This window comes from Ktedonospora formicarum (assembly GCF_016587355.1).
GTDB lineage: Bacteria > Chloroflexota > Ktedonobacteria > Ktedonobacterales > Ktedonobacteraceae > Ktedonobacter > Ktedonobacter formicarum.
In genome coordinates this window covers 1,518,780-1,536,760 of sequence record NZ_BNJF01000002.1, presented here as the reverse complement: position 1 = coordinate 1,536,760, position 17,981 = coordinate 1,518,780, and the positions used below count along the sequence as shown (strand labels likewise).

Annotated in this window: 17 protein-coding genes and 1 pseudogene; 8 read left to right on the top strand and 10 right to left on the bottom strand. The window is 51.2% G+C overall.

Going from position 1 to position 17,981, the window contains the following annotated elements:
* Positions 1–116: 116 nt before the first annotated feature.
* Both K3T82_RS25475 and K3T82_RS25470 read left to right on the top strand, forming a co-directional pair.
* On the top strand, positions 117–1,145 hold the full coding sequence (locus K3T82_RS25475; RefSeq protein ID WP_220196359.1) for a YndJ family transporter: 1,029 nt from the start codon (positions 117–119) through the stop codon (positions 1,143–1,145).
* The gene (locus K3T82_RS25470) at positions 1,133–2,083 is read left to right on the top strand and encodes a TIGR01777 family oxidoreductase (protein ID WP_220196358.1); all 951 of its coding nucleotides are present in this window, start codon (positions 1,133–1,135) and stop codon (positions 2,081–2,083) included. Before K3T82_RS25475 ends, K3T82_RS25470 begins: the two co-directional genes overlap by 13 nt.
* 300 nt (positions 2,084–2,383) lie before the next feature.
* Here the strand turns inward: K3T82_RS25470 and K3T82_RS25465 are convergent, their stop codons facing one another.
* The 5 genes from K3T82_RS25465 to K3T82_RS25445 all read right to left on the bottom strand — a co-directional run bounded on the left by K3T82_RS25465 (position 2,384) and on the right by K3T82_RS25445 (position 6,835).
* Positions 2,384–3,760: an MFS transporter gene (locus K3T82_RS25465; protein ID WP_220196357.1), complete on the bottom strand. Its 1,377-nt coding sequence runs from the start codon at positions 3,758–3,760 to the stop codon at positions 2,384–2,386.
* A gap of 47 nt (positions 3,761–3,807) precedes the next feature.
* Entirely contained in the window at positions 3,808–4,791 is a 984-nt protein-coding gene (locus tag K3T82_RS25460) for an aldo/keto reductase (protein WP_220196356.1), read from the bottom strand.
* 25 nt (positions 4,792–4,816) lie between these two features.
* Entirely contained in the window at positions 4,817–5,200 is a 384-nt protein-coding gene (locus tag K3T82_RS25455; protein ID WP_220196355.1) for a DUF2255 family protein, read from the bottom strand.
* 48 nt (positions 5,201–5,248) lie between these two features.
* Positions 5,249–6,292, bottom strand: coding sequence for a zinc-dependent alcohol dehydrogenase family protein (locus K3T82_RS25450; RefSeq protein ID WP_220196354.1), 1,044 nt, complete (start codon positions 6,290–6,292; stop codon positions 5,249–5,251).
* A 147-nt stretch (positions 6,293–6,439) separates the two neighbouring features.
* Positions 6,440–6,835: a (R)-mandelonitrile lyase gene (locus tag K3T82_RS25445; RefSeq protein WP_220196353.1), complete on the bottom strand. Its 396-nt coding sequence runs from the start codon at positions 6,833–6,835 to the stop codon at positions 6,440–6,442.
* A 295-nt stretch (positions 6,836–7,130) separates the two neighbouring features.
* Between K3T82_RS25445 and K3T82_RS25440 the strand changes: the two genes are divergently transcribed.
* Complete coding sequence (locus K3T82_RS25440; RefSeq protein ID WP_220196352.1) at positions 7,131–8,075, top strand: AraC family transcriptional regulator; 945 nt, start codon at positions 7,131–7,133, stop codon at positions 8,073–8,075.
* A gap of 70 nt (positions 8,076–8,145) precedes the next feature.
* Here the strand turns inward: K3T82_RS25440 and K3T82_RS25435 are convergent.
* Positions 8,146–8,533, bottom strand: a pseudogene (locus tag K3T82_RS25435) (transposase); the annotation flags it as partial.
* A gap of 367 nt (positions 8,534–8,900) precedes the next feature.
* On the opposite strand from K3T82_RS25435, the gene K3T82_RS25430 reads away from it, so the two are divergent.
* On the top strand, positions 8,901–9,380 hold the full coding sequence (locus K3T82_RS25430) for a group II truncated hemoglobin (protein ID WP_220196351.1): 480 nt from the start codon (positions 8,901–8,903) through the stop codon (positions 9,378–9,380).
* Positions 9,381–9,633: 253 nt separating this feature from the next.
* Here the strand turns inward: K3T82_RS25430 and K3T82_RS25425 are convergent, their stop codons facing one another.
* Complete coding sequence (locus tag K3T82_RS25425; RefSeq protein ID WP_236031517.1) at positions 9,634–10,371, bottom strand: peroxiredoxin-like family protein; 738 nt, start codon at positions 10,369–10,371, stop codon at positions 9,634–9,636.
* Positions 10,372–10,831: 460 nt separating this feature from the next.
* Here K3T82_RS25425 and K3T82_RS25420 point away from each other — a divergent pair, with 460 nt between their 5' ends.
* Positions 10,832–11,857: a pentapeptide repeat-containing protein gene (locus tag K3T82_RS25420; RefSeq protein ID WP_220196350.1), complete on the top strand. Its 1,026-nt coding sequence runs from the start codon at positions 10,832–10,834 to the stop codon at positions 11,855–11,857.
* Positions 11,858–12,229: 372 nt separating this feature from the next.
* Positions 12,230–14,374, top strand: a complete 2,145-nt coding sequence (locus K3T82_RS25415) for a glycosyltransferase family 39 protein (RefSeq protein ID WP_220196349.1) — start codon at positions 12,230–12,232, stop codon at positions 14,372–14,374.
* 161 nt (positions 14,375–14,535) lie between these two features.
* Here K3T82_RS25415 and K3T82_RS25410 read toward each other — a convergent pair whose 3' ends face one another.
* Both K3T82_RS25410 and K3T82_RS25405 read right to left on the bottom strand, forming a co-directional pair.
* The gene (locus K3T82_RS25410) at positions 14,536–15,408 is read right to left on the bottom strand and encodes an alpha/beta fold hydrolase (RefSeq protein WP_236031514.1); all 873 of its coding nucleotides are present in this window, start codon (positions 15,406–15,408) and stop codon (positions 14,536–14,538) included.
* Positions 15,405–15,848, bottom strand: a complete 444-nt coding sequence (locus K3T82_RS25405) for a MarR family winged helix-turn-helix transcriptional regulator (protein ID WP_220196348.1) — start codon at positions 15,846–15,848, stop codon at positions 15,405–15,407. Before K3T82_RS25405 ends, K3T82_RS25410 begins: the two co-directional genes overlap by 4 nt.
* A 215-nt stretch (positions 15,849–16,063) precedes the next feature.
* Between K3T82_RS25405 and K3T82_RS25400 the strand changes: the two genes are divergently transcribed.
* Both K3T82_RS25400 and K3T82_RS25395 read left to right on the top strand, forming a co-directional pair.
* Complete coding sequence (locus tag K3T82_RS25400) at positions 16,064–16,237, top strand: TetR/AcrR family transcriptional regulator (RefSeq protein ID WP_220196347.1); 174 nt, start codon at positions 16,064–16,066, stop codon at positions 16,235–16,237.
* Between the two features lie 311 nt (positions 16,238–16,548).
* On the top strand, positions 16,549–17,034 hold the full coding sequence (locus K3T82_RS25395) for a GNAT family N-acetyltransferase (RefSeq protein ID WP_220196346.1): 486 nt from the start codon (positions 16,549–16,551) through the stop codon (positions 17,032–17,034).
* Positions 17,035–17,064: 30 nt separating this feature from the next.
* Here the strand turns inward: K3T82_RS25395 and K3T82_RS25390 are convergent, their stop codons facing one another.
* Positions 17,065–17,787 (bottom strand): hypothetical protein, encoded by a 723-nt coding sequence (locus tag K3T82_RS25390; protein WP_220196345.1) that lies wholly within the window; start codon positions 17,785–17,787, stop codon positions 17,065–17,067.
* Positions 17,788–17,981: the final 194 nt, after the last annotated feature.

Sequence of the window (17,981 nt, the reverse complement as noted above, 5' to 3'; positions counted from 1 at the left end):
ATATTAACAAGTGAACAACGTTCACTTTTCTGTAAACCTGGCTGATCATCAGTATTGTAGTGCCCAATTCGCGTGCCTGCGAGGTGTCTGGTGATCATTAAGATATGGAGCTTCATATGTCTTTGCACAGAAACAAACGGGTCAGGTGGAGCTGGATCAGCCCTGGCTTTGGGGGAGGCATCTGGGGAGGCATCGTATGTGCTCGTCTGCTCAGTTGGACCCAACTGAATGATCTGGAGATTGTGCTCTTGCTGGCGCTGTTTGTGATCACTCCGTTAGCTCTCCCTTTTGTTTTCTCCCAGCAGGCAGGCCCTTTGTTCTCGAAATGGACTGCACTGGTCGTGTTTCTCCAGCCCTTGGCGGCCATTCTCGGTGGCGCCGCCTTCTTTCTTCCTACGGGACCGTTAGCTGCAACATTTGCTTCTGTCTGGGGTGGGTTTACCGGGCTGCTCGCGCTGCTTAGTCTGGTTCAGTTCTGCCAGATGCTCAGAAAGAAGCACTGCCCCTCGCTTGCCGAACTCTGCCTGGCAGGAGCCCTGCTTTACCTACCAGCAGGCGGGGCATGGATGATGCTGGCGTGTTGGGGTCTTCAGCCGCTGGGCTTTGGTGTGCACACTGACCTGCTTACAGCCGTTCATTTTCACGTGATTCCCCTGACCGCGCTGGTCATCACAGGACTGACTGGGCAGGCTCTTCACAACAATCTGGTGACATGTCGTGGGGTCTATTGGATGGCTTATCGCACTGCGGCCTTCGGCGTTCTGATTAATCCGCTGCTGGTCGCTGCCGGGCTAACTGCTGCCCAGATCACCGGCCTGCCCGATCTCGACACGACACCAGCCGATCTACTGGCTCTCAGCCTGCTTCTGCTCGCACTCTTGGGTCTGCGTTTCGTTGTGCCCACAACCGTTTCCCGGTTCGCGCAGATGTTTATGGCGTTGTCGTATCTGACCGTCTTTTTCACCATGCTGGTTGCCGGAGCGTATGCCCTTGGCGTTGCAACCGGAGCGTGGACCTTCACCATAGCTCAGATGATTGCAATTCATGGGCTGGAGAACGCACTACTCTTTGGCTGTGGTGGGTTACTTGGCTGGCGTCTCAGAACAAAGCAGAGGAGCAGCGGAGGTGAGGAATGCGCGTGCTGATTACTGGTGGTACCGGACTGATTGGACGGACGCTCACCCATCTCCTTATCTCTCAAGGATATGAGATCATCATCTTGAGCAGATATCCAAAGCAGGCAGCAGAGATGTTTTCCCAACAAGGCTTGCCACAGATCCAGACGATTAGCTGGGATGCCACCTCTGCACAAGGATGGGGAGAATTGCTAACCAATGAGTGCGCCATCGTCAATCTGGCGGGCGCGACTCCGGCTCACTGGCGCTGGACGCGCACGTATCGAGCGCGCATTCTGGAGAGCCGTCTGAGCGCCGGACAGGCGGTGATCCAAGCAATGGAGCGCTATGGGGCACCAGCGGTGCTGATCCAAGCCTCAGCTTCGGGATACTATGGTGATCGCGGACAGGAACTGTTGACCGAGACGAGCTTGCCTGGGCAGGGCTTTCGCGCGCGGGTCTGCCAGGAGTGGGAAGCATCGACCGCTTCTGCTCCAACCAGATGCTGTATCATCCGTACCGGGCTGGTCCTCGACCTCCATGCTGGCGCCTTTCCCCCGTTGGTGCAGTTTGCTCGCGTGCTGGGGAGTCAAGTGGGCAACGGGCACCAGTGGCTGCCTTGGATTCATCGCGTGGACGTGGCCCGTGCCATCCAGTTTCTGATAGAACAGCGCCAACTCTCCGGCCCGTTCAATCTCTGTGCGCCGGAAGGGGCGACCAATCGAACGTTTCTGCGCGCGCTCCAGGACATTTTGCGACGACCTTCCCTGTTTCCCCTTCCCGCGTTCGTGCTCCGAGCGGCGTTAGGAGAACTCGCGACGGTGATGCTGGACAGCCAGCATCTTGTGCCTGAACGTCTGATGGAGGCGACCTTCCAGTTTGTGTATCCTACACTCCCGCAAGCACTCGACCAGTTGTTGCGCAAGCACGATGGTTCTCCTGTTACAAGGCGGAAGGTCTATGTATGATGGGTGATCAATTTTGTGTGTCAAAAAGAAAGGATGAACGCAATGACCCAACGCATCCTGTTCATTGGTGCTTTTCTCGTGATGATGCTCATTGTGGGGATTCCGCTACATTCGCTGTTATCAGGAGCAATGCAGCGGGATCCCATATCCTAAAAACCTCAAAATAGTTCATTTACCCCTCTTATCTAAACCATTCGTGGCCTTATAATCTCTTTCTGTACGTATCTCTTCGATACTCCTTTCATTTGTCATACGGTCCTCCTGCGTTTCACAATGGGTTCACAATTGGGGTGTCTCCTATCACCTTCTGACGAAGACCCATGCACAGACCAATCCAAGGAAGAGAACCCCTCCGGCGACGACAAAGGCGAGATGCATGCCTGAGAGGAACATCTGCTGATTCCCCACAAGCGTTCCAAGAATCGCGACTCCGATAACCCCACCCACCTGCCGGCTCACATTGAGCATGCCCGATGCGATGCCTGATTGGGCTTTTGGAGCATGCGACATCACCGCCTCAGTCATGGCCGGTAAGATCAGGGCAAGCCCGAATCCCAAGACGGCAGTGATACACGCCAGCAACAGGTAGTTGGTGTGTATCTCAACCAGCAAAAACCCAAAACAGGCCAAAGTGCTGAGGAGCAGCCCAATGACCATCACACGTTTGGTCCCGATGCGAGCCATAAGCATGCCAGAGAGAGAGGTTGCGAGCAAGGCACTGCCAAAGGAAGGAAGCAATGCCAATCCTGTGAGCGATGGCGTATAGTGTTGCACCTCTTGCAAGAACAGGCTGATGACAAAAATGAAGCCTGTAAACGTAAAGGTCTGGCACAGGGCGACCATATTGGTCGCAGAGAACGTTCTTTCTTGAAACAGGTTCAAGGGAAGCATCGGATGGCTGGTGGTCTTTTCTCTCCAAAGGAATATGAGGAAAAAGAGGGCACTTCCAGTATATGCTGCAAGAATAAGCGGAGATCTGTTTCCCAAGCTGTTTCCTTCAATCAAGGCAAATGTCAACAGTCCCAATGCGAGAATACTTGTCACTTGCCCAGGAAGGTCCAGGTTGCGTCCTGCTTGCGGCGACGAAGGAGTAATAGAACGAAAGGTGAGCAGAAAGCCGAGAATGCCGATAGGCAGGTTGATCAGGAAGATGCTACGCCACCCAAACGCATTGACCAAAAAACCTCCAAGCAGAGGACCTGAAAGTGCTCCGATGCTGGCCACAGCGGCCCAGATACCAATGGCTTGCGCCCGTTTGTGTGCCTCAGTATAGATGGTATTTAAGAGGGCGAGCGAATTGGGGACAAGCAGGGCTGCCCCAAGCCCCTGGATGGCACGGGCAATCTGCAAGACGAGCAACGTTGGTGCCAGGCTACACAGCGTTGACGCCAGTGTGAAGAGGGCAAAACCAACCAAAAAAATCGTTCTACTTCCTCTTCGGTCGCCAAGCGCTCCGCCAGTCAGCAGCAAACTGGCGAAGACGAGGGCATAGCCCTCCACAATCCATTGCAGCCCGGTCACATTCGTGCTCAGGTGCTCTTTGATATCAACCAATGCTACATTGACGATGGTCACATCGAGAATCGTCATAAAGTAGCCAAGACAGAGAGCCAGCAGTGGCATCATGGTTTGTGCTCTTGGTTGTTGAATTCTCTGTTGAGATGAGGTCGTGATCATGTACTTCTCTTTCACTGAATGCGGGTCAATGCTTCCTCACTTCCAGTTTATTGATGGCCGACGATAGGATGCGGCACATACGGCTCTTCCAGGTATGCGACCTCTTCCCGGGTCAGGTGGATGTCCAGCGCTCCGACGGCATCTTCCAAATGCGTGATTTTCGTTGCTCCGACGATAGGAGCAGTCACCGGTTGCTTCTGTAACAGCCAGGCCAGCGCGATTTGAACGCGCGGCACGCCATGTTTTTCCGCGATTTCCGCAACCCGTTTCACGACCCGTTGATCGGTCTCGGCGGTCGCATCGTACTTGCTCTTTGCGATCTGATCTGTTTCGACGCGAAGCGTGTTTTCCGAAGAACGGTCACGCGTTAATCTTCCAGATGCGAGTGGGCTATACGGGATCACGCCAATCCTTTCCTCACGGCAAAGCGGTAGCATCTCACGCTCCTCTTCGCGATAGATGAGGTTCAGGTGATCCTGCATTGTGACAAAGCGGGTCCATCCATGCTTCTCGGCAACGTGCAGCGCCTTCTGGAACTGCCACGCGAACATGGCGGAGGCGCCGATGTAGCGAGCCTTTCCAACTTTCACCACGTCGTGTAGCGCCTCCATCGTCTCCTCGATGGGAGTCTGGTAATCCCAGCGATGGATCTGGTAGAGATCCACATAATCTGTTCCCAACCGTTGCAAACTGTGGTCGATCTCGCTCAGAATCGCTTTGCGCGATAGCCCAGCACCATTGGGTCCATCATGCATCTTGCCATGTACTTTAGTCGCGATGACTACCTCGTCCCGATTCGCGAAATTCTTCAATGCCCGCCCAAGGATCTCCTCACTTTTCCCAATGGAATAGACGTTGGCAGTATCGAAGAAATTGATCCCCAACTCAAGGGCTTTCTTGATGATGGGCCGACTGTTTTCTTCGTCAAGCACCCATTTGTGTACCCACCGTTCCGTGTCCCCAAACCCCATACAACCGAGGCAAATGCGAGACACATCCATTCCAGTGTTTCCTAACTTCGTATATTCCAAGCAATCTTCCTCTCTTCCCGCTTCTTTACGCAGATGGCACCAGCTTCAGCAAGGTCGCACGCGCTTGAGGGGCGACCATCGGGCGAACATACGTTGCACTGTATCTGTGGTACTTCGATTGATAGGCAGCATCTATCTCGTTACCCAACGCCTCATCGGAGCTTGCGTCCACCAATGTCACGTCCTTCCTCACTCCGCCAGCCTCAATGCGTCCTTCAGGCCTTCGTTGGATCTGCTGGAACCAGGCCGTTTCACGGCCACGGTATGCACGCACGTAGAGATCATCACCGGCACGAACGACCCAGATAGTGACAGGCTTGCGTAACGTGCCATCCTGCTTGACAGTTGCGAGTTGCAATTCCTCTGCCGCTCCAATTCGCTCGAGATCATTGCGTGTCCAGTTCGTCATTGTAGACCTCCTTCGTCGATAACTTCAGCTTCTCTTCTTTCACGTTTGCTACATCGTCCCTACTTTTATCAGCGACTTGATTGCACGGCGTTCGTCCATTGCCGCGTACGCTTCCTGAATGTGGTCGAGATCGGTTGTAAAGTCGAAGACACGTCCGGGATTGATACGGCCCTCCAGCACATCATCAAGCAGAGCAGGGATATAAGCGCGTGCCGGAGCTGGACCGCCGCGCATACCAACATTGCGATAGAACGTACCTGTTGCCGGAACCTCTACATCGTGCGGGACACCGACGCGACCAACAATGGCACCGGCGCGCGCAATTGCAAAGGCCGTCTGGTTCGCTTCATTTGTTCCGACGCACTCAAGCACCGCGTCAACACCGATGCCATCAGTCAGATCCATAATCGTTTTGATCGCATCATTGCCACGCGAGGCAAGCACATCTGTGGCACCGAATTCACGCGCAAGTGCCTGACGTTCAGGATGACGGCTCAGTGCGATAATCCGTTCAGCTCCAAGCAATTTAGCAGATAGAACAGCAGACAAGCCAACTGCACCATCACCAACAACAGCAACAGTGTCACCCTGTTTCACGCCAGCCGAGACTGCCGCATGATAGCCAGTTCCCATAACATCTGAAAGTGTCAGGAGTGAAGCCAACGTTTCATCAGAAAAATTGGAGCCTGGAACAACCACAAGTGTGCCGTCAGCCAGCGGTACACGCGTAAACTCTGCCTGCCCGCCATCGCCTTCGTTACCCGCACCAAAGAAGCCGCCATGTACGCAGGCTGTTTGGAAATCGGCCTTACAGTTCGGACAGGTGCCGTCGCTAAAGGCAAACGGTGCAATAACAAAATCACCTTTTTTAATGGTTTGAACCTCTATGCCAACTTCCTCCACCACACCGATAAACTCGTGACCGATTGACCCCACTGGATGCGGTGATATACCTCGGTAATACCAGAGGTCAGAGCCACACACGCAAGCCAGTACGACACGTACGATAGCGTCAGTCTGTTCTTTAATGATCGGATTTGGCAGCTCACCAACTTCTATTTTGCCTGCTTCTTTAAAAATTGCTGCTTTCATACTTCCTCTATCTCCTTCTCGTCAATGCTTAATAACATTGCTGCGAACTTCATATAAGCTCCTTCTGACATCTGGCTATCCTGTTTTATGCACGATAGCTAGCCATCTTCGCATCCAGGATAGCCGCGATCTTCTTTTCTTACACGCTTAGCCCTGGTACTGCTCGTCGCGGACGTGTTCCATCCAGTCGACAGTCTTGCCATCAAGCCGTTCCTGAATGGCGATATGCGTCATAGCAGTGGTTGGCGCGGCTCCGTGCCAGTGTTTCTCCCCCGGCTCAAACCAGATCACGTCGCCCGGTCGAATTTCTTCGATCGGACCGCCCCAGCGTTGTGCGCGGCCATGGCCAGCAGTCACGATCAAGGTCTGGCCCAGAGGGTGAGTATGCCAGGCTGTCCGAGCGCCAGGCTCGAAGGTGACACTGGCACCAGCCACACGGGCCGGTTCAGGGGCTGTGAAGAGGGGATCAATGCGGACTGTGCCGGTAAAATACTCGGCCTGCCCTCTGCCGGAAGGTTGTGAGCCACTTCGTTTGATATCCATTTTCTCAATTCCTCCATCTTGCATCTTTTTTATTCATAAGCTTCACACTCCCACCCCTTGCAGTTATCTGTGACATGAGAGTCGATAAAGTCTAGATCAAACACTACATCAGAGTGCCTTTATCTCTTCTTGAAGAAAAGTCCAGTTTATGAGCCCCGGAGAGAGAGGCTCGTCCTTTCACTGATGCTTATTATAGACAGCCTGGAACCCAGAGTGGTAGAATAATTCTCGAAAATGATTGTCTGATTCTACAAATTTTTAGACAGGTAAGGCAGAAACCAGGAAAGAGGTTGCTATGACTGTGATGGCGGACCGGCAGGGAGAGCGCAAGGCGACACTACTGCAAACCTATCGCGAGGAACTGGTGGAACGAATCGGGCAAGCTATCAACTTCGATGGGTCCGTCCAACCGCTTCACGGGCTACACCTGTACCGTCACTCTGTACCTCTGGAGCGCGTGTACAGCGTGGTCGATCCGTCAGTGTGTGTGGTTGCGCAGGGGAGTAAGGAGTTCCTCCTGGGCGAGAGCCGCTATCGATACGATCCCTTCCACTATCTTCTGTCGACGGTCGATCTGCCCAATATTGGTCAGGTCCTCGAAGCCTCGAAAGAGCGACCGTTCCTCAGTCTCCGCCTCTCCCTTGATCCTGGCCTTGTCAGTTCGGTCATGCTTGAAGCAGGCTACGCCCCTTCGAGAAAGCCTGTGGGAGTGAGGGCCATCGATGTCAGTTTGTTGGATTCCAACCTACTGGAAGCGACCGTTCGGCTTACGAGGCTTCTGGGCTCCCCAAGCGAAGCATCGGTTCTCCTGCCTCTGATCACCCGGGAAATTGTCTATCGGCTCCTGATGGGAGAGCAAGGAGTTCGGCTCCGCCACCTGGCGACGCTTGGGGAGGGTTCTTCCCCCATTGCGAGGGCAGTTGAGCGGCTTCGTCAAGACTTTGACCGGCCACTGCGCGTCGAGCAACTCGCGCGCGAGATCGGTATGAGCGTTTCGGGATTCCACCAGCACTTCAAAGCTGTTACCGCTCTGAGTCCCCTGCAATTCCAGAAGCGGCTGCGACTACAAGAGGCACGGCGTCTGATGCTCTCGGAGGATCTTGATGCAGCAAGTGCGGCCTATCGCGTGGGTTACCAGGATGCCTCCCATTTCAATCGGGAATACAAAAGCCTCTTCGGCGTTCCCCCAATGCGTGACATGCAACGGCTACGCGAAGCCACCAAGGTAAGCGCTGACTGATGAGCCAGGCATATCCGATACAGAGCATGATCCGCCTCGCGCAACGGATATGTCAGAATTGAGAACACAGAAGGACATCCTGGCGTAGGCAACTAATGCGATAGTGCAGATGGGCGACCTGCCAGCGCGCTTTCTCCCGATTCGCGCGATCCCAGTTTCCGGCGGTGCAGCCGTTTGTTGGCCTGACGCACCTTCTTGAGCGCGGTTTTGAGGAAGGCTTGGTTTTCGACGTGCTCTCCTGTACTCAAGGTCACCAGACGGTTCAAGCCCGCATCGATCCCTACAGCAACTGGTTTCTGTACCGCGATGGGATCAGGGATCTCAACGTGCAGGGACACAAACCACCAATCTGCCTGACGAGTGAGACGTGCGCCTGTATCCTTGCCCTCAAAGCGCAGATTCTCAGCCAGATTGGCCCATCCGAGCTTGGGGATCCACATGCGATGACCTCCCAACTCCAAAAAAATTAGAAAGGGGATAAAAGTGGAGAAGGGCCTCTATTTGATTATACCCAAGCACTATAGGCAAATTCGCATATTCTAGCCTTTTTAGAGTATACTGTGTTAAGAAATAGAAAATAGGAGCGGCTGCATAGTTAAAAATGGTGAAAAAAATAACAGAGGCATACATGGATCTTATGAAATCATGTTTCCCTATGTTCACAAAGGTACATCACGCTCATCTTATCTTCAGGCAGTATCCGTGTCCTTCATCGAAAAGCTCTCTTCTCTGTGAAATAAAGAAAAAGTTTTCCTATCTTCCTGCACAACCTTCTTGAAGCATGGTTTCTGCAGGAGATACCATTGAGACCTTGGAGGATGCCTGATGCCAACACTCTTCGAACATGCTGGTGGCCTTGATGCCCTGTACAGATTAGAAGAGGTCTTCTACGCCAGTGTACTCAAGGATCCTTTGCTTCAGCCCCTTTTCGGATCTGGTCAGCCACACCACGTTGACCATTTGACAGCCTTTACCGCCGAGTCCTTGGGCGGACCACAACGTTTTACCCGTGAATTAGGAGGGATGGATACCTTAATCGCCAGACATCGCCATCTCAAGATTACCGAGACCCAGCGGCAACGATTCGTTGAATTATACATGATGGCTCTTGATACAGTAGGGATGCCAGATGATGACCCTTTTCGCAAGGCATTCCAAGAACATGTAGAGTTTGGTTCACATGTGGCGATGCAAAATTCCCATGCCGAGCGCGACGAAGATCTCTATCCGTTGTACGAGGTGCCTCGTTGGACGTGGGCAGGAGATAAGTCAGATGATGAGGAGGGACCTCATCAAAGGGAATAGTATGAGTAATTCTTCCTGGTGGGAGAGATCTCCTTTTTCCTAGCCAGCAACCTTTACAACCCTCGGCTTGGCATAATTCTTTGCTCACAAAGAATTATGCCAAGCCATCTACATTACAGATGGCGCCAACCAAATTGTGACAATTGCACTCCTATTCCGCAAGTGCTTACAAAAATGGGTGGAACGCGTCGCTCTTACATGAACAGAAAGTTGGCCATGGTTGCCCTTTGTTGTCTCTACTCTTGAAAACAAATTATAGCCCCTCAACAGGAGTACGTTCACCTGTAAGGGATATCAGACGTTCGAGAAGAATGGACGGATCAAGTCGATGGGTATAGTTTGGATCGACGAAGGCCAAGCGCACGGTTCCTGACTGATCGAGCAGAAAGGTCCCTGGTATGGGCAATTCCCAAGACTCATCGCCATTGTAGGTAGGCAAATCTGCGCCAACTTGTTTGTGTGCAGTGCGTACAGCCTCATCAATCGTAAACACCAATCTGTACGCTCGCGCCACCTGATTACCAACATCGCTCAAGACGGCAAAGGCCAACCCATACTTCTCTGCGAGTGAAAGGCTCTGATCTGGGGTCTGTGGAGAAATCGCCACCAGCGAGGCACCCAATGCCTGAATTTGAGGAAGCACCTGTTGGTAAGCATGCAACTGCAAATTGCAGTATGGACACCACGCTCCTCGATAGAAAGTAAGTATCACTGGCCCTCGCGTAAGCAGGTTCGAGAGCGTCATTGCATTGCCCAGAGCATCGGGCAAGGTAAAATCTGGGGCATGTTCCCCCTCCTTGAGAGCTTGCTCTGCTATACCCAATGTGAGAAGCTGATCAATCGTGCTCAATATTTGCTCTACCAAATCTGCGGGAGCACGATTTTTCACGAAGGCCAGCGCTGTCTCAAGCTGTTGCGGGAAGGGCAAGTTCATTTGCAGTATTGTTTGTATTTGCTGCTGTATTAGCTGTTGCGCGTATGAATCATCCATTAGAATTTGTTCCCCTTTCTCATTAACTGTTCTGTTTGGTAAAAGGCCAAACTGTACCCAAAGAACCTATTTGGTGAGATTTCAATACATCTGGAATACTGTACCCAAAGAACCTATTTGGTGAGATTTCAATACATCTGGAATACAGCAGGTATATCGGCATTCGCACATTCGATATCTCTTCACATCGCGTCCATGCTCCCCTTCTTCTCTTACTCAATAGGCCTTCCACGTCTTTTATTTTCTATCACCCTATCACATCACACACCTCAATTGCTACTTATGGGCTTCTCGCTCAAAGGGAGAAAGAGCGAGTCCCTCGCAGAAACTGGTTTCGAGACTCCTCATACTTGCTCTAGACAAAACAAGTGCTTTGTGTAAAAATGAGCTTAAATAAACAATATTTTTCTTCAACGAACGAATTCATCAGACAAAACCCCAACAGCACATGGAAGAACATATGTGGCAAAGAATCAAGAGCCTTTTTGCTCAACAGAGTTTATGGATCCGTATTGGTATTTCACTAACACTGCTGGTAACGTTGATCCTGGTCGTTCTGGGCTATCGTTACACCTGGGGGTGGATGGGTGTCTCTGGCAAGAACTTCTGGGACTGGTTGAGCATCCTGATCGTGCCAGTCGCCGTGGCATTGACCGGGTCGCTGTACACCCATCTACATAACAAGGCTGAGCGCGAAGAAGAACAGCAACGCGAAGATCAAGAACGCGAACTCGCACTCGACAATCAGCGCGAGGCAGCGCTTCAAACCTATTTCGACCGTATGTCAGAACTCCTGCTTGAGAAGCAGTTAGAGACCAATCCCAAGGCGCTCGCCATCGCCCACGCTCGTACAACGACGGTCCTACGCATGCTCGATCCTTCCCGGCGTGCCAGCGTTCTGCGTTTTCTCGGTGATACTGATCTCGCGCGCCAGGTCATCAATCGTGATATGCGCAGCCTCAATCTCGAGGGCGTCGATCTTTCATCGGCCAATCTCTCTCAGGTCGAATTATTGCTCGTTGACCTAGCAAGCACGAATTTGAAGCGCGCAGACCTCGCGGGCGCCAATCTGGAGAAGGCCCGCTTGCGGAGAGCGAATATGAAGCAGGTCAATCTCGAACGTGCTAACCTCTGGCGTGCAGACCTGACCAAAGCCCACCTGCACAATGCCAATCTGCGAGGTGCCAACCTGACGGAAGCTGATCTCAGTGGTGCCATACTCTCTGAAGCCGACCTGAGCGGAGCACGCCTAAAAGGTACAAACCTGCAAGGCGCGGACTTGCAAGGAGCTCTTCTCAAACGAGCTAACTTTATCAACGTGAAAGGGCTTATGCCTGAACAATTGGAGCAGTATCGCCTACAAGGTGCTTACATCGATACACCTCGACCAGTTCACACTCCAGCATCTCTCCCCACGCCCATCGAAACGCCAGCACCTTCCAACTCAGGTCAGGAAAGTGAAGAACCCGAAAGAAAGCAAGTCTAAACTCCAGGAATATTACAATCCTTGCCAACGACACGTTCCCGCGTACAATCTGTCTGTAGATTATCGCCAGTAGCAGCTACTACTGAGGATCTAAAGACAGATTGCTTTTGCCTCATTACCCACACTCTCTTCGAGAGTGTCAAACATATTCTTTCGCCTTCCTATCAAGAATATGTAGCCATCCCGCTTATCGAACTCCATCCACTATCTAATGCCAACTACCTCGCACCAGTAGCCGAAACAGCAGAAAGTTCTCCTATACATCCAGTTACTAGTTGCTTTTCATTCTCTGGGCTTGGTATCCTGTATTTACTTTATTCTATCTATATGATAATGATGGGGTAGAATCAGCCAGAAATGGAGCTAATGCGTGTGAGCTTTTCAATAGACACTATTCGATCAAAGCCTACTAAAGACCATGAGACCAAATTATTTCGTTCCTATTTATGGAGCATATTACGCAACTGGGAATTCTATGTATTATTGTTGATTGCGGGATGGCTGCGCCTGTATCATCTTGGAAGTAGTGAGTTCAATACTGATCAGGCAGCCCTCTTTCGTATGGCCTATGATGCTGTCCATCAGGGACTCTTACCAGTAACGAGCAATGAAGCCTCGATTGGTTTTGCGAATGCCCCTGGGTCCATTTATCTATTGATGCCAGCTACTCTCTTTACGTCAAATCCCATTGCCGGAACGTTGTTGACTGGCTCCCTTGCAACACTTTCCGTCGCGATTACCTACATATTTGTGCATAAGTATTATGGTCGTATGGCGGCAATTTTTGCCACTTTCCTCTATGCGGTCGCGCCCCTTCCGTTAAATTACTCGCGTACATTGTGGCAACCCAACATGATGTACCTATTTACCATGCTCTTCATCTTTGCTCTGTTTCGTGGAGTCGTTGAGCGGCGTAAGGGTTGGTTCTTTCCTGCGTGTCTTCTGTTAAGCATCCTTTATCAAATGCACCCGACTACGATTATCCTAGGAAGCGTGCTTTGTCTGGCTGTTCTGCTGGCACCCACAACCATTCGGTGGCGGGACATGTTCTATGCGTGCCTTGGCGTTGGTATTGTCTTCTTCCCCTATTTGCTCTGGCAACTTTTGACTGGTTTCCATGAACTTCCATTAATGGTTATGCAATCTCGGGCAGCGCTCATTGACAAGCAAGCCATCTTTTTTGAGGGTCTGCTTCTTGGACCATATAGCATACGCTCACGTCCCTCATATCCACAATCATTCGGCAAACTCTTTTACCCATACCTGCAACCATTTGAATACCTAATTCTGGCACTGGCGCTCGTAACTATTATTGTATTGAGTGGCACAGTATTGTGGCGCTGGTATCAGCAGATTCGAGATCGGCGTAAAGCTGAGGAGACTCGACAGAGATTCTGGCAATCCTGGGAGAGCTTTATGCCACGTCCAGCAGTGGCAGGATTGGCAATTCTGTGTGCTTGGCAAATACTTCCGGTGCTGATACTTACTCGCCATTCCGCGCCAATATTTCCACAATACCTTTTTATGACCGTTCCCGCCCCATTCATTTTAATAGGACTATTACCTGGAACACTAGGAAGTTGGGACAATGCCCGCTGGCAAAGGATCGCCAAACCTCTACTCCGGGCTTTATATGTTGTTTTAGCTTTTCTTGTTCTGGCTCAACTGATGGGAAGTGTTGCCAACATACGCGATAAGACCCAGGGTTATTTTCGTGACCATGGTTCTCAGGAGTCTGCCTCATACTATGAAGCACTCGATTCATCGCTTGCGGTCCTGGAAAAAGCAGAAGCGCTTGCGGATCAGTATCACGCACGTCGCATCTTGATTGCGACAGATCGCTCCACAGAATTGTCAATGTACTACCTAGGAGAGCACACACGCTATCCAACGACGGTATACCGTGCTGATACCTGTTTGCTAATGCCACGTAAAGAAGATGGCCCCGCGATACTTATTATGGCACCATACGCGCGAACGGGAAAGGCATTGGCGCTTCTCAACGCCGCGAAGCTATTGGGGGAATCTGCGCGCCTTGGAGGCTCACCTTATCTGTTGTATGCTCTGCCGTCAGCCTCTACCAATGAGGAAACGTCGAGTGGTCCGGTATTTGCTCCACAACTTCAGGCAGCGCCCTCGGTGGTCTGGCAAGATGGATCTGAATCTCCGCTGGTCACTCGTTGGACGGTACGACAACCATATGAACCTGGTTCTGGAAAACGGTATGTCTACGAGATGCACGCCCAAATCAGTGATACTGTTGCTTCATTGAACAGCAGTTGCACGTTGAGTAATGCGCAAGCTGGTGATCAACTTATCGTCTCTTTTCAGCTTTCCCCAACCAACCATGTCACGCGCCCACAAAAGGTTGCCTTCCAGGCGCGAACGTACACGATGGAGCCCTATAACCCAACCTATGGGCCCTTCCATTTGGCAACGCATCGCCTGGTAAGTAGCTCCCCTGCCAGTATGCTTGCTCCAGACGGGTCAACCTTGCTAACGCTCCCTATATCATAATCTTCAGGCTCTAAAGGGATAAGATGCTCACAGCCTCCCTGTGAGCATCCAGCCCCCTGTGCCGCGGAGAACACCTGGCACACTTTGTCTTGCTGACCTCATAGAAGCCTGGACAGGCTTGGGCCAATCGTGATTGGTATTAACGCGAATGCCACGCTCAATTATCTCAGAGGGGGTGTAGCCTGCTCCCTCAGAAAGGAGGCGCCAACGACCCTGGCGACTTCTTGTGGAGCCCCTTGGTCGATGCCAAAGTGGTCAAGCTTGGGAAATGTATGTGTTTCTGTGCGCGGGATGACTGCAGCCAACCGTTCCATCGTCCGTTGGAGCCGAGGGTTATAGGATTTGCCCCCATACATGAGCAGTACCGAGGCTTCTATTTCTCGATAGTTTTCATAGCTACCATCAAGCCGAACTTCTTCCTGATGCTCGCGCAGACACTCATGAAGAAGATCCAGCTTCTGCTTGCGCTCATGGGAACTCATGAATAGGAGCAGCATGAATTTCATGAGCCAGGGCGGGAGTTTGCCTGAAGATTCAGGGTTTATACCTCTTACAAACTCAACAAATGCATCGAGGTTCTTTTGCTCAGCTAGCTTCTGACTAAAGCGAGGCATCCAGCCGGCTGGTATGGACCCCTCAATCGAGACGCCGGGTTCGTAGACTGCGACGTTGGTGAACGAGGGATTGTTGCGAGCAACTTCTAGAGCGACGAATCCTCCAAAACTGTGGCCCACAAGACCAGAAGCGCCAGTCTGACGCTGCAAAGCCAGCACATCCTCACACTCTTTTTGGATGCTGTAATCAGCGCCTTGCGGACTGCTCTGCCCACGCCCACGCCGTTCAATGATATGCACAGTAAACTGTTCAGCTAGCGCGCGCCCGAAGGCAGCATAGTCAGCAGCCAGAGAGAGGGCGCCTGGAATCACGATAACCGCTGGTCCATGTCCAAGTGTAAGATAGCTGATCTTCGCTCCATCCTGGGAGACCACCATGTGAGCAGTGGAGGTAGCAGCATCTATAGAAGTCGTTGTCATATCTGTTCCTCCTTTAATTTCAACATCAGGGCTTGATATAACCGTTCGGTAATCTCACGCAACTGCTGAGCATCCACATCTGCAAGGGCTAGCAACTGGTCAAAGTGCGCATCCAGCAGTTGTCGCCCACGGGTCACCACTTCGTTACCTTTCGGCGTGATGGTCACGAGCCGTTTGCGACCATGCTCCGGACTCCTTGTCGTCTGGATGTAACCGTCTCTGGCAAGTTCTACCAGCATCATGCTCACAGCTGGATCGCTATAGCCAAGGGCGACAGCCAACTCATGTTGAGTGACTGTACCAGCGTGTTGCAGAACAAACAGAAAAAGGGCACGCTTGTAGGTAATACCCACCTGCACCTGCAATAGGCGATCAGCAGCACGGTCCAGTTCCAACATGAACCTGCCTAAGAGATAGCTAGGATGAGTGTCTATCGCCATATTAACCCCTTAATACTAAGTACTTAATATTAAGATCTTAACATATTTTGCTAAATGATTCAACACTTTTCGGAGGAGACACCACAAACACAAGCATTTGTCTCTGCCAGTGTACTTTGACTGGCTGGGAGAGGATGGTTACTATGAATAGTATGAGAGGAAGAATATTTTCCTGATTTGTTATTTCCCTTTCAGCCCTCCTCTCAAAGCAGGTGATGAAGGAGAAGGGCTTTCTGGCGATGACGATTCGGGATATCGCCAACCGGGCCAATGTCAATCGAGGAACATTTTACGCCCATTATCTCGACACATGCGCCTTACTGGATGAGTTGATTTATGAGCAGTTTCAAACACTCCTGAAGAAGAGTCTTTCGCCGGAGTCGCACTAAAATAAGCAGACACTGCATCTTCTCATGAAGATTGTGCTGGAGCACTTCTGGCTCAAAGCCGAGGTCATTATCAGCAAGCCCTGACACTCTGGAAACGAGCTTAGGGTTTGAACCATGTCGATATGCCTTCCCGTTCCACGGGCTGACTAACATCACCCACGATCAAGCAATGATTGAAAATGGCCTAATGAGCCAAAATGCGGACTCCATTCCTAATGCTTTGGCTTTTCTGCCCTTGCCCAATTGGCCCTTGCCACTTCAAAGAACCTCTGGTATCTTGATCCAACACCACATCTTTGGAGGGAACCACCGTGATTCAGGAATGGCATCGTGGAATGTATGTCATTAGCACCGATAAAAATCGCCTCGATCTTCAGGTCATTCATCGCTACCTTACCACCTCCTACTGGGCTCAAGGCATTCCTCTGGAAACCGTCAGGCGCTCTCTTGAGCATGCTCTGACCTTTGGCCTCTATCTGCAAGATCAACAGGTGGGGTTTGCAAAGATTATCACAGACTACGCCACCTTTGCGTATGTTGCCGATGTATTTATTCTGGACCCCTATCAGGGTCAAGGGCTGGGAACGTGGCTGATGGAGACGGTAAAAGCGCATCCTGACTTACAGGGATTGCGGCGCTGGGTGCTCTCGACGAAAGATGCTCATGCTCTCTATCAAAAAGTTGGCTTTACTGCTTTACATTTTCCTGAACGTTTTATGGAAGTTCTAGTGTTTGATATCTATCTCAAAGAACAAGGAACGACTCCTGACAGTCCTCCATACCGACTGAGACAGTGAGTCCGTAAGACGTGGCTACCAGGTGCTCCTTTAGGTTGTGAGTCGGAAATCCATTAGATCAATCGAGACCATTAGCAGATCGCGAATTGGTTTCAGGCCTGGGCCACGCATATATGCACGACGCCTGGTTGGAAAGCGGAGCCCCCTAACTTCAATTATGTCATAGACATATTGTGCTGCTGGAAAGCCACCTGCCACATCAACATGATAGTCGTGCCGGCGCAGGAGAAAATCCTCGCCAAAGTAGAAGTCCTGTTCTTTGCTATGGCTGGCGATTGCTTCCGGAAAACGTGCATGCAACCCACGCCAAAGTTCTCCACCTTCTTGCCAGGGCGAGATTTCAATAATCTCGAAGCCAGGCATAGCCAGAAGAAATGGCGTCGTAAGGTAGGTCCACAGCGCATAGCCGTTAAAATATGCACGCTGAAGCGGATCCCAAGGCGTGTTCATAATGTGGTTGGTGAAAGAGGTCCTTGGATTGAGGAGTTCTCTGACAACGGTCCCCGTGATGGTTTCTATCGCAATCCTATTGGGCGTAAATGCAGTACGCCAATTCGGCTGACCGAATGGGCTGACAGACGCAATTTCCTCGTGAAGCATAATTGTCTCCTCACGGAGATTGGAATCCTGCTCAAGACCCTTCATCTGCCACAATCCTCCACCGGTGATGATGGTTGCGGTCATCTCCTTAAAAGAGTTCCAGCAATTAAGGCCACCATGCGCGGCAATAACACGCTCAAGAAGATCATGCATATGATTCCTCCTAGAATCAGATGAAGCAATTTCTTAAGATATTATATGTGGTTGGAAAACAAAGAGAAGCATGAGTCCTCAGCCCATCCAGACTATTGGCGTCATCAAGATGCACCTCACTAAGCGATATCTCCCAATGTATCGTTTATACCATTCATCTATAAATTCTTCCCAAAATCGGCCTCTAGCACAAT

Coding starts and splice junctions, on each gene's coding strand:
- K3T82_RS25475 (WP_220196359.1), top strand. CDS start 117: ATGTCTTTGCACAGAAACAAACGGGTCAGGTGGAGCTGGATCAGCCCT.
- K3T82_RS25470 (WP_220196358.1), top strand. CDS start 1,133: ATGCGCGTGCTGATTACTGGTGGTACCGGACTGATTGGACGGACGCTC.
- K3T82_RS25465 (WP_220196357.1), bottom strand. CDS start 3,760: ATGATCACGACCTCATCTCAACAGAGAATTCAACAACCAAGAGCACAA.
- K3T82_RS25455 (WP_220196355.1), bottom strand. CDS start 5,200: ATGACGAACTGGACACGCAATGATCTCGAGCGAATTGGAGCGGCAGAG.
- K3T82_RS25450 (WP_220196354.1), bottom strand. CDS start 6,292: ATGAAAGCAGCAATTTTTAAAGAAGCAGGCAAAATAGAAGTTGGTGAG.
- K3T82_RS25445 (WP_220196353.1), bottom strand. CDS start 6,835: ATGGATATCAAACGAAGTGGCTCACAACCTTCCGGCAGAGGGCAGGCC.
- K3T82_RS25440 (WP_220196352.1), top strand. CDS start 7,131: ATGACTGTGATGGCGGACCGGCAGGGAGAGCGCAAGGCGACACTACTG.
- K3T82_RS25430 (WP_220196351.1), top strand. CDS start 8,901: ATGCCAACACTCTTCGAACATGCTGGTGGCCTTGATGCCCTGTACAGA.
- K3T82_RS25425 (WP_236031517.1), bottom strand. CDS start 10,371: ATGGATGATTCATACGCGCAACAGCTAATACAGCAGCAAATACAAACA.
- K3T82_RS25420 (WP_220196350.1), top strand. CDS start 10,832: ATGTGGCAAAGAATCAAGAGCCTTTTTGCTCAACAGAGTTTATGGATC.
- K3T82_RS25410 (WP_236031514.1), bottom strand. CDS start 15,408: ATGACAACGACTTCTATAGATGCTGCTACCTCCACTGCTCACATGGTG.
- K3T82_RS25405 (WP_220196348.1), bottom strand. CDS start 15,848: ATGGCGATAGACACTCATCCTAGCTATCTCTTAGGCAGGTTCATGTTG.
- K3T82_RS25400 (WP_220196347.1), top strand. CDS start 16,064: ATGAAGGAGAAGGGCTTTCTGGCGATGACGATTCGGGATATCGCCAAC.
- K3T82_RS25390 (WP_220196345.1), bottom strand. CDS start 17,787: ATGCATGATCTTCTTGAGCGTGTTATTGCCGCGCATGGTGGCCTTAAT.